An 11,124-nucleotide genomic window follows, 5' to 3' on the forward strand; every position below is an offset into this window, starting at 1 on the left:
CATATTAATCCTCACTCTTTATCCATGCCTCCGCCAATTCGGTAGCCGCAAGCAATCCGAATTCATTCGAAAACATGATAGTTTCCGCCTGTATTTTTCCGTTTGCACGTTTTTGCAAATGATATTGAATCCGCTCTGCAATGGACCTCATTGTCTGTTCGCACTGCTTTGGGCTGTACTCCTGTAAGATTCTGATGCCTTCTTCCGTGGTCACAGCCTGCATCACTTGCGAGAGTATCCCATTGTCAAAGTCATGCATTGCCGCATGTGCGGTCAGAATCTCCATTCTGCCATCCGCAAAACGCGAATGAGTATTCATAATCCCACCGGCCACTTTGATTAATTTCCCGATATGGCCAACCAGAAGCATTTTTTGAAAACCGCATTCCACCGCCAGATCGACGGTTTGACCAATAAAATTCGAACATTTTACACTGCGATCCAGGTCATAATGATATCGTCGCTGCATGAAATCCAGTCCATAATTCCCCGGCGCCACCACTGCAATCGGCATTCCCAAAGCTTTCTTCTGATTCAGTTCCACCCGAATCGTATCAACAAGGGCCTGCTCGCTCATCGGCTCGACAATTCCGCTGGTCCCAAGGATAGAAATCCCGCCTTCAATGCCCAGCCGTGGATTAAATGTATTCTGTGCGACTTCCTCGCCATGTTCCACCGACAGGATGACGGACAGGGAACCTCTGTAATCCAACAGTTCCATCACTTCCGTAACTTCTTTTCGAATCATTGCACGAGGCACTGAGTTGATTGCCGCATTTCCGACCGGTTGATCAAGTCCGGGCAATGTCACGCGGCCAATGCCTTTTGCTCCATCAATCCATATCCTGTCTGCCTCATCCGATTCCTGTTTGCGGAAGGATACTGTCGCACAAATCCATAATCCCGTCGTCACATCCGGATCATCTCCGCCATCTTTCTGCACTGCGCAGGAAACCTGATTTTCAGATCGATTAATGTCAGCCACTTCAGCACGGAAGCTGATTCCCTTTGGAGTTTCAATCTCGATTTGATTTTTCTCTTTTCCAGACAAAAGCATAAAGGTTGCCGCTTTTGCCGCCGCTGCCGCGCAGCTTCCTGTCGTAAATCCGTATCTCATTGATTCCTCATATCATATAATAATGCATTACATATCGCCGCTGCCACATTACTTCCGCCTTTGCGTCCGCGATTGACAATATACGGAATGTCCGTCTCCATAATCATTTCTTTTGATGCAACCACATTCACAAATCCCACCGGAACACCTATGATAAATGCCGGGCGGTAGCCTTTTTCATACAGTCCCCGCAAAGCAACCAGCGCAGTCGGTGCATTTCCGATTGCAAAAATAATTGGTTTGTCTATGGTCGCCGCATGTTCCATGCTGACCGTTGCGCGGGTCAGACCTCGCTTCTTTGCTTCCGCAGCCACAGATTCCTCCGCCATAAAACAGTGCACACAGCCACCGTATTTCGCCAGCTCTTTTTTGTTGATGCCGGACAATCCCATATTGGTATCCGTCACAATATCAGCGCCCTTTCGAATCAGGTCCTGTGCAATACGGACCGCATTGTCCGAAAAGCACAATGTATCCGCATACTCAAAGTCCGCAGAAGTATGAATACAGCGCAAAATCACAGGCGCCAGTGTTTCATCCAGCTGGTAGTTCATCATCTGCAGTTCTTTGCGAATGGTCGCCATACTGGTTGACTCGATGTCCTGTGGCAGTACATGTTCAATTATGTTTTGTTCAAAAGTTATTTTTTCATGGGTTCGGCCGTTTGTAATCTCCGCCAGGGCATTTAACAGCAGCGCATTTTCCTTTGGCTGGCGGATGGCAATTCTCCAATAAGCTCCGGAAAGCCCCTGAAAAGAATCACAGTTTCGGATCAAAATCCCATACTCATTTAACAGGCGTTCCGCCATTTCAGCTGCCTGTTTCTCATCCGGCCATTTCACCAAAAGGAAATTTGCATCACTGTCATAAACCTTTGCTCCCAGATTCGAGAGCGATCGGCGCAAATTTGCTTTCCATTTTGTAATCTCACTTGCGCATTGCAGGACATATGCGCCCTCATGCACAGCTGCAATCCCCGCAGCCTGTGCAAAAATCGAATTGTTCCATTCCGGCATCGACATTCTGATTCTTTCCGCCAATTCCGGATCCCCGACAAAACCATATCCGATGCGTACTCCGGCCAGCGCAAGTGTTTTTGTAAATGCGTTTACAATCATCAGGTTGGAGTGATTGACCAGATTACAGATGCGCAAATGACAATCCATCCATTCCTGCTGACATTTTGGATCCATCAATTCAAAAAAGCAAAGGTCCAGAACCACCATCGTTTGATTCTTTTTTGCGATTTCGATAATCTTCAAAAACAAATCAGGGTTTAACATTGAACCGTTTGGATTGTTCGGGCATGCCAGATAGATGATATCCAAATCATCGGTCAGCTGTTCAAGCACCGCTGAAGTCAGGCAAAAGCCATCTGCTTCCGCCAGATTGTATTGCACGATTTCACAGGAGACTGCCTTTAAACTTCTCTCATATCCGCCGAAACAAGGCATCGTCAGCAAAGCTTTTTTCGGCTGCAAGGTCAAAGCGATACTCGTAAACAATTCCGATGCTCCATTGGCGCACAGGATTTGTTCCGGTTTCACTGCATATCTTTTCGCGAGCGCATGGGTCAGTTTTTCATGCTCCGGATCCGGATAATACTGTGCCTGACTGATTGCGTCCGCCAAGGCGGCATGCACGCGGTTTGGTATCCCAAACGGATTGGTATTCACCGAAAAATCATATTTGATTTCGTTGCGATAACGATCGCCACCGTGTTTCATAATTACTCCTTTATAACCACCATATCAGCATCATCACCGACAGGCAAAGAATTTCATTGAAAAAAGCGACCTGAAGCATCAGACGATTCACGCGGCGAATGTCCGCATACTCAACCGGTCTGATGGCATCTCCGATTGTCGGTTTGTCCACCATTTTGCCGAAGTAGGACGCCGGTCCTGCCAATTGAATATTCAAAGCTCCTGCACATGCGCTTTCCGTCTGTGCGGAATTCGGGCTCTTATGCCGGTAGCGGTCTCTTCGAAAAATTTTCCATGCATTTCTTCCGCTTGTCTCATGATTCAATGCAGCGCAAATCACAAAAAACAATGCACAGATGCGCGACGGGATAAAATTTAAAATATCATCCAGTCTCGCCGCTGCCGTGCCAAAATGAAGATATCTGTCATTTTTGTATCCAATCATGGAATCCATCGTGTTCACAGCTTTGTAAAAGAATCCCAAAACCGGTCCGCCGAGCGCCGTAAACAGCATCGGTGCAATCACACCGTCCGATGCATTCTCAGCCACCGTCTCGATTGCAGCTTTTGCAATGCCCGTCTCATCCAGTTCTGCCGTGTCACGTCCTACAATCATGGAAACCGCATAGCGTGCAGCTTCCGTGTCATTTTTTTCCAATGCATGGCAGACTTTCATGCTCTCTTTTTTCAGACATTTGGTTGCCAGAATATAATATGTCATAATGCTTTCCACCACGATTCCGGCATACGGATGAATCCAATAGGCACAGACCAAAACAGAAGATGCCACAGTTACCGTAATCAGCAAAGTCAATATCACCAGTATAAATCCTCTTGCAAATGCAGACTGCTTGCGATACAACCACTTCTCCAGCTGCTGAATCAAACTTCCGATCCAGCGAATCGGATGTGGGAGCCAGTATGGGTCCCCTACACACAAATCAATCACAAATCCTGCAAGAAATGCGATCATATGATATAACACGAATTTCATTTTCTAAGCCAACCTCTAAATTCAGGAGATATCCATCTCCGTTTTTTACCTGAAAATCATAATAATTGCTTCCGGTTAAATGAGACATCAGGCTCATAACCGAACCGCCATGTGCAACAATTGCGGCATCTTTACAGCCGCGCGCACATTCCTGCGAAATGATTTGTGCCACAGCGCCGACCGTTCTCTCAATAAAAGCGGATTTGTTTTCGCCATTCGGGAATGTTGCCGTTCCACCGGAATCAATCCAGGCCTGATATTGAGGGTTCCCATTTAGCTCGCTATAATTTTTGTATTCAAAATCACCGAAGTCCATCTCCCGCAAATCCTGTACTTTTTCGAGCTTTTTATCGGGGAAACAGATTCCCGCCGTCTGCATTGCGCGCATCAAAGGACTTACAAAAACACAGTCGTTTGCAAGGTCAAAAGATGCCTTTTTCAGCATGCGCTGTCCTTCCTCTGTGACAGGTTCATCTGTCATACATCCGACATATCTGCCCTGCGCATTTCCCGCAGTCTGTCCATGTCGTATGATATATAATTTTATTTGATACTTTGACTCATTCCACATATGATTCTCTCCACATAATCCGCACGCGCAGCCAATCGCACCAGAACGCGGCCCAGTATTTCTCTCCAGACGCGCTCCGCGCGTTCCATTGGAATAATCCCGTTCCCGACTTCCGTCGAGATAAAAATAATATCCTGCGTCCGTTCCTGCAGATATTGTTCCAATTGTTCCCATATTTCATCCGTCAAATGCTGCTCATCGACAACCGAATCGTCTTGATGCGATTCACAGATGCGGCGAACAAAAAGTTCCAGATGATAGACAATCAATGCATTCTGCGTCATTTTTTGCATTTCATCTGCCAAATCCACCAGCTCCGCGTCCGGCAATTGCCGTTTTGCATATTCCAGTTTTCCCTGTGCATATCCGCCGATCAAAAGTTTTATCATAATTTTATTTGTCACTTCCTATTTGATGCTGTGTAAAATACAATTTGCAACTGCAAGTGCCAACGGGCATACCAGTTCGGTAACTGTCACAAACCATCCTGCCAGATCTCCTGTAATTCCGCCAAAGGTCCGTCTGCTCATCCATCCATAATAAGCAAAGGTCAATAATGCCGCACCAACAGCAACACATCCGGCAATCGGCTCATACAGAATCATTACCGCAACAATACCGATCAGTTCCAGACTCAAAACAATCAGATTCGTCATTCTCTGTGCCGTCTTTGCAGTATAAAAAAGCATGCCTTCCTGTCGTGCCGAACGAAAAGTCACCACAGAAATCCCACTGAGGATGCGCGACAGACAATAACATAATGCAAAAACAATCAGCCATTTTTGCTCCTGCAAAACAGAAAATGATGCAAGCAACAGCAATTCATATACGACCACACGAATCACCGCAAATGCTCCAATGTTTGGATCTTTTAAAATCTCAAGCTTGCGTTCCCTCGATTGATAAGAAGCGCGCGCATCCGCCGTATCCATAAATCCATCCATATGAAATCCGCCGGAAACCACTAAAGGAAGTGCTGCCAATACTGTAATCCTTGCCACTTCCGGGATTTCAAGCCGACTGCAGAGCAGACTCCAGCCGATGGTCGCTGCAGCAATGATACAACCAACCATCGGGAAAAATATCATCATATATTTGCCGTCTTCCTCGTCACATTCGATTTGCGGCATTGGAATTTTGGAATACATAGACAATGATAAAATCATTGATTTGATTAATCTCATTTGATCTCCTTCGGAATCCCTACAACAACTTCTGTCACACGGTCGCATAAAGGTGCCAGCAGAACATGCAGCTTTCCCAACGCATTCCGATATGCAATGGTCGACGGATCATAGGAATCTCCATCTTCAAAAATATTATTTGAAACAAGAATCAGATTCTTAAATTTACTTTTTACGCACGCGATGTCCGCAATGATTTTGGAACACAACTGCTCCGTTTTTTGTTGCTCCGGCGGCAGTGAAAACATCTCGTTGGCCAGCAAATTGGACAAATCCTCCAGGAGGATCGTCGCATATTCCGGTTGTTCCGCAAGGTCTGCTGCCTTTGCAATATCTTGCGTCAGCTCCATTGTCACAAAGCCTTTTCCCTCACGCAATTTACGATGCCGCCGGACACGAAATGCACCACTCTCACCATACGGCTGCATTGTAGCCAGATAATAATGTGCATCCCCACCGGCCATTTCCAAGGCCATTTTCTCCGCATATTCTGATTTGCCGGAGGCCGCACCTCCCAAAACCATCATCATCATTTTGGCTCAACATCTCCGTTTCTATGATATTGCCCGACTGCCATCTCACCGAATTTTTCTCCGTTTGCATATAATGCCATTGCCATATCTAACAGTGGAAACAGCATCACTGCTCCGGTGCCTTCGCCCAAAGCCATATTGCCTAAAATAAACGGCTTAAGCTGCATCTTCGAAAACAACATCGGCAATACAGGTTCCCTGCCCCAATGACTGGCAATGAAATAAGCGCTTGCGCCCGGTAGAATACACTGTGCAAGATAAGCCGCAGTTGCAGAAATGAGTCCATCAATGACGATTGGCACATGATAGATTGCACCGCCCAGAAAGACCCCACACAAAGCTGCAATATCAAAGCCCCCAACTGCGCAAAGCGCCTCAAACGGATTTGCCGTAAGCAGATCATATTTGTCGATTGCCTCAGATATCACCTGCTCTTTGCGACGCAGTCCTTCATCCGAAAGCCCTGCGCCCCGGCCCGGCATACTGCGGTCCCATATATGTAACAAAGCCGCAGAGAGTGCAGTTGCGGTTGTGGTATTTCCAATGCCCATTTCCCCGGTTGCAATAATTGTATAATCTTTATTTAACAACTCTTTTACTAATTTAATCCCAACATTGATGGCTTTTTCGGCCTGTTCTTTTGTCATTGCCTGCTCCATGCGGAAGTTTGCTGTGCCATAGGCAATCTTTTCATTTCTGACGCCTTCGATGGCATCGACGGTTGCAATCCCGACATCCACCGGAAAAGTATCTGCACCGGCAACCGCAGCCATTTTTCCGACCGAGCTCGAACAGCGTCCCATGGCCTGCGCCACCGCAGCTGTCACTTCCTGTCCAGACTGGCTGACCTGCTCCTCCACGATGCCATTGTCCGCAATCATCATCACAACAGCCCGCTTTGCAATATCCGGAATCTCTTTTCTCTGAATGGCTCCAATTCGTGCGATTGCAGCCTCAAAATCACCGAGACCGTCCAAGGGTTTCGCGACCCGATCCCAGTGTGCCTGAATCTGATGATAGACCGCATCGGATGGCGCCTCTATTTTTATTTGTTGTATTTCTTCAATTGTCATCCTGTATTCTGCTCTCTTTCAACATTGCATAGATTGCATCCATGTCCATATATTGGCGCATACAATCCGCCAGTTTGTCATATTCCTGCTCTTTGATCGCCTGATAATCCATTGCAGCCAGATCATCCATCTTCAGACCTTTCTTTTCGGCCAGTGATGTCACGATCGTCTTGCAGATTTCTTTTTGGTCAAACAGACCATGCACATAGGATCCGTAAATCTGCCCCTTTGTATATCCGCAGCCTGCCGTAAATTCCTGTAACAATTCATTCTCGGATTCTGTCTTTCCCATATGGATTTCATATCCGGATACTGTCAAACCTTCCAGTGCTGCAAAAATGCCCTGTGCCCTGCAAATGCGACCTTTATATTGACGGCGCACTTTTTCCTGTTGCAAAACCGTGCGCGTATCGAGCAATTCCATGCCCCGGATTGTGCCACCGTTCTCGACATTGTACGGATCCTCGATTGATTTGCCCATCATCTGATATCCGCCGCAGATGCCGATAATTGGCACAGTCTGCGCCATCCCGCGGATGCGCGCTTCCAGTCCCGATTCGCGCAGCCACATCAAATCCGCAATCGTATTTTTGGTTCCCGGCAAAATCAGCAAATCCGGGTTGCCCATCTGTGCAACCGAAGAAACATATCTTACACTGACACCATCAAACTGCTCGAATACATCAAAATCCGTAAAATTGGAGATGCGCGGGAAATGCACAACCGCAATATCAATCAATCCGACATCCTTTTGCAAGAATCGTTCCGACAGACTGTCCTCGTCCTCCAATTGCAAATACATATATGGCAGAACGCCTACCACATCGATTCCGCTTTTTGCTTCTATCATTTCCACACCCGGATCAAGAATGCTTTTGTCTCCGCGGAATTTGTTGATTACAAGGCCTTTGATGCGATTGCGTTCCTCCTCTTCGAGCAAGGCAACCGTTCCGTACAATTGTGCGAATACTCCTCCGCGATCAATATCACCGACCAGCAAAACCGGTGCATCCACCAATTCTGCCAACCCCATGTTTACAATATCATTCTCTTTCAAATTGATTTCCGCAGGACTTCCGGCGCCTTCAATGACGATGATATCCGCCTGTTGTTCCAGCTTTTTGAATGCTTCAAGAATATTGGGAATCAATTGTTTTTTGTATGCAAAATAGTCCTTTGCTTTCATATTGCCAAGGACTTCTCCATTCACAATCACCTGAGAGCCGACATGATTGGTCGGTTTCAGCAAAATCGGATTCATATAGACATTGGGTTCCATTCCTGCAGCTTCCGCCTGCATCACCTGGGCTCGCCCCATTTCAAGGCCATCTGCCGTAATATAGGAATTCAATGCCATATTTTGTGACTTAAAAGGGGCGACACGATATCCATCCTGATGAAAGATTCTGCACAAACCGGCTACTATCAAGCTTTTCCCGGCATTGGACATCGTCCCCTGAACCATAATTACTTTTGCCATACTGATTTATTATACCATAACGCAACACAGAACATGCATATTTATTTGCTGCCCCTGCGAATCGTGTCCTTTCCGTATTTGTCGTTAATTTGCCGCATCGCATCTTCAAGTTTACGCGACCGTTCATTCGATTCCAATTGCTTTTGAAATTCAAAAATATTCATTTGCTGCGGTTCATCCATATGTTCCAGTTTCGTGGTTCGAACACCCAGTAGACGAATCGGTTCTCCGTTCCAAAGCTCGTCAAACAATTCCACTGAATCATGCCACAAATCATCCACTTCATTGGACGAAAAATACATCCCTTTCTGGTGCGATACAGAATGGAAATCAGCATATTTGATTTCTACGCAAATGGAATTCGCGCGAAAATCTTTTTTCTTAAGTCGCGCAGAAACCGACTGACACAAATCCTTTAAAATTGGATAAGCAGCCTCCGCAGTCGTCACGTCCCGTTCCAGTGTCGTGGAATTGCCCACTCCCTTGACTTCTTCCCGGATTGGATGCACCGTCGATTCATCGATTCCATTTGCAAATTCCCAGAGCATCCCGCCATGACTTTTCAGCCACGATTCCACAATGCTTCGATCCGTCTGAGCGAGATCTCCGATTGTGCGAATGCCCATCTGCGAGAGCTTCTTTGCCGCGCTCTTGCCACACATAAACAAATCTCTTATCGGCAGTGGCCACATCTTTTCATAGATTTCGGATGCATACAGAGTATGCACCTTGTCCGGCTTTTCAAAATCAGATGCCATCTTTGCCAAAACCTTTCGATCTGAAATTCCTACATTGACTGTAAATCCGAATTTTTCCCGTACGCCGTCCTTGATTGCATATGCCGCTTCCTCCGGCGAAGCAAAACGATCCTTCATCGGATCGTAAAGCATATAGCACTCATCAATGCTCACCTGCTCAATCACCGGGCAAAAAGTGCGCAAGTAGTCCATCAGCATTCGACTTTGCTGACTGTAATATTTGTGTTCCGGAGGTACCATCACCAGATTCGGGCATTTACGCATTGCGGAAGCCACAGGCTCCGCTGTTTCTATCCCATATTTTTTTGCCGGAATGGATTTTGCAACCACAATCCCGTGACGGGTCGTGCTGTCCCCACCGACAATTGCCGGAATCTGACGAATATCCTGCGGATATCCTTCTTTCAATAATTTTACCGCTGTCCAGCTCAGAAACGCGGAATTGACATCAATGTGAAATATCATGCAATTATTATACCAAAAAAAGACCTGAATCGCCCACGATTCAGGTCTTCTTTTCTGATTATTTTATTATTGCATCAAAAAGCAATTGTTAACACTTCCAATATCAGGCGTATACAATAGCTCAACCTTGTGAGAATTGATATTATATCTGCACAGTCCATACGCACGACTATTTGAATTCGGATCCGATCCAATAAAATAAATCCTGCTGAAGTCATTTGGTAAAAAATAAATATATTCTGATACATTTGCAACTTCATCAATATTTAGAGCTTTCTCTGTTTCTAAGGTTTTAAGATCCATGTAAAAGCTTTCATATTCCGGATCCATATTCGGCAGCGTATCTGCCGTCGTTACAAACAGCTTTCCATCTGGAGTTGCCGCCATTCGACGAATATATTCATTTTTTGTGGTCATAATTTTTTTAGGATTATAAAAATCTTCACCAAATTCGAAAATGGTATAATCCGGAGGGGTAAAATTATCGTCATACTCTTCTTCCGGTCGTGAATTATATGCTTCGGTATAGGCTTCTTGCTCTTTCACATCACAGGCACTGGCATACAGTTTTCCGCTATAAATATCGTATACCAACAAGTTAAAAGTCCATATCCCTTCACGATCAAACACGCTTAATTCTTTTGTATTTAAATCATATTTCACTATCGTAAGATAATGCGTGTTCTGCATTGCCACAAGCATATATACATAATCCTTAACAGGAAAAATATAATTGATGGCATATATATTGTCCGTTAACTGCACCGATTCCTGTGTCTTTAAATCATAGCAAAACAATTGATCATTATCATATACTCTTTCCGAATAATAGACTACCTCATTTTGCTTATCATATATGGTCAGCGGATATTGTGAAGAATCCGCAACTTCATGAACATTTATAGTATTTTCTTTTTGATTCGGCAAAATACATTTCACATTCGATAACCATTCTCCCGAAGAGCCTTGATAGGTTTCAGTCAAGGAAAAATATTCCAAAGTTTCATTCTGAGTTTCTTTAACCTGCCTATTTTTTTCTGTATCTGCAGGTTCCTGGGCACCGCATCCAAACACAGTTGATAAAATTAAACCTGCAACAAAAAGAGACAACAGGCGATTGATTCTAATTTTTTTCAATATTGCATCCCCCTTATTTATCTTTCATATTCATAATTCTGTACAATTTTCAAACTAAAACCCATAAGTTCCTATAGAATTATAATACAGCGTAAAAAAAAAAAAA

The 11,124-nt window shown here is 45.1% G+C and carries 11 protein-coding genes; all 11 read right to left on the minus strand.

The features are described 5' to 3' along the window. Positions 1–4: 4 nt before the first annotated feature. The 11 genes from cbiD to CSX02_RS07210 all read right to left on the minus strand — a co-directional run bounded on the left by cbiD (position 5) and on the right by CSX02_RS07210 (position 11,018). Complete coding sequence (cbiD, locus tag CSX02_RS07160; RefSeq protein ID WP_099386167.1) at positions 5–1,117, minus strand: cobalt-precorrin-5B (C(1))-methyltransferase CbiD; 1,113 nt, start codon at positions 1,115–1,117, stop codon at positions 5–7. Beyond that, positions 1,114–2,844 (minus strand): precorrin-8X methylmutase, encoded by a 1,731-nt coding sequence (locus CSX02_RS14050; protein ID WP_099386168.1) that lies wholly within the window; start codon positions 2,842–2,844, stop codon positions 1,114–1,116. The genes cbiD and CSX02_RS14050 overlap by 4 nt, the downstream gene beginning before the upstream one ends. A gap of 10 nt (positions 2,845–2,854) precedes the next feature. After that, the gene (cbiB, locus tag CSX02_RS07170) at positions 2,855–3,796 is read right to left on the minus strand and encodes an adenosylcobinamide-phosphate synthase CbiB (RefSeq protein WP_242970435.1); all 942 of its coding nucleotides are present in this window, start codon (positions 3,794–3,796) and stop codon (positions 2,855–2,857) included. Next, complete coding sequence (locus CSX02_RS07175; RefSeq protein WP_099386169.1) at positions 3,765–4,388, minus strand: histidine phosphatase family protein; 624 nt, start codon at positions 4,386–4,388, stop codon at positions 3,765–3,767. Before CSX02_RS07175 ends, cbiB begins: the two co-directional genes overlap by 32 nt. Further along, the gene (locus tag CSX02_RS07180) at positions 4,361–4,777 is read right to left on the minus strand and encodes a bifunctional adenosylcobinamide kinase/adenosylcobinamide-phosphate guanylyltransferase (RefSeq protein ID WP_242970436.1); all 417 of its coding nucleotides are present in this window, start codon (positions 4,775–4,777) and stop codon (positions 4,361–4,363) included. Before CSX02_RS07180 ends, CSX02_RS07175 begins: the two co-directional genes overlap by 28 nt. Positions 4,778–4,795: 18 nt before the next feature. Then, positions 4,796–5,572 carry an adenosylcobinamide-GDP ribazoletransferase gene (cobS, locus tag CSX02_RS07185; protein ID WP_189281414.1) on the minus strand — a complete coding sequence of 259 codons (777 nt, stop codon included), beginning with the start codon at positions 5,570–5,572 and terminating at the stop codon, positions 4,796–4,798. Next, positions 5,569–6,105: a bifunctional adenosylcobinamide kinase/adenosylcobinamide-phosphate guanylyltransferase gene (locus CSX02_RS07190; protein WP_099386171.1), complete on the minus strand. Its 537-nt coding sequence runs from the start codon at positions 6,103–6,105 to the stop codon at positions 5,569–5,571. The genes cobS and CSX02_RS07190 overlap by 4 nt, the downstream gene beginning before the upstream one ends. Next, the gene (locus CSX02_RS07195; RefSeq protein ID WP_099386172.1) at positions 6,102–7,178 is read right to left on the minus strand and encodes a nicotinate-nucleotide--dimethylbenzimidazole phosphoribosyltransferase; all 1,077 of its coding nucleotides are present in this window, start codon (positions 7,176–7,178) and stop codon (positions 6,102–6,104) included. The genes CSX02_RS07190 and CSX02_RS07195 overlap by 4 nt, the downstream gene beginning before the upstream one ends. After that, positions 7,168–8,658 carry a cobyric acid synthase gene (locus CSX02_RS07200; RefSeq protein ID WP_099386173.1) on the minus strand — a complete coding sequence of 497 codons (1,491 nt, stop codon included), beginning with the start codon at positions 8,656–8,658 and terminating at the stop codon, positions 7,168–7,170. The genes CSX02_RS07195 and CSX02_RS07200 overlap by 11 nt, the downstream gene beginning before the upstream one ends. Positions 8,659–8,699: 41 nt before the next feature. After that, a complete protein-coding gene (locus CSX02_RS07205; RefSeq protein WP_099386174.1) occupies positions 8,700–9,881 on the minus strand; it encodes a DNA polymerase Y family protein in 1,182 nt (393 codons plus the stop codon). Positions 9,882–9,947: 66 nt separating this feature from the next. Further along, complete coding sequence (locus CSX02_RS07210) at positions 9,948–11,018, minus strand: hypothetical protein (RefSeq protein ID WP_099386175.1); 1,071 nt, start codon at positions 11,016–11,018, stop codon at positions 9,948–9,950. Between the last annotated feature and the right edge of the window lie 106 nt (positions 11,019–11,124).

Source organism: Agathobacter ruminis, from assembly GCF_002735305.1.
In the GTDB taxonomy this organism is placed as follows: Bacteria; Bacillota; Clostridia; order Lachnospirales; family Lachnospiraceae; genus Roseburia; species Roseburia ruminis.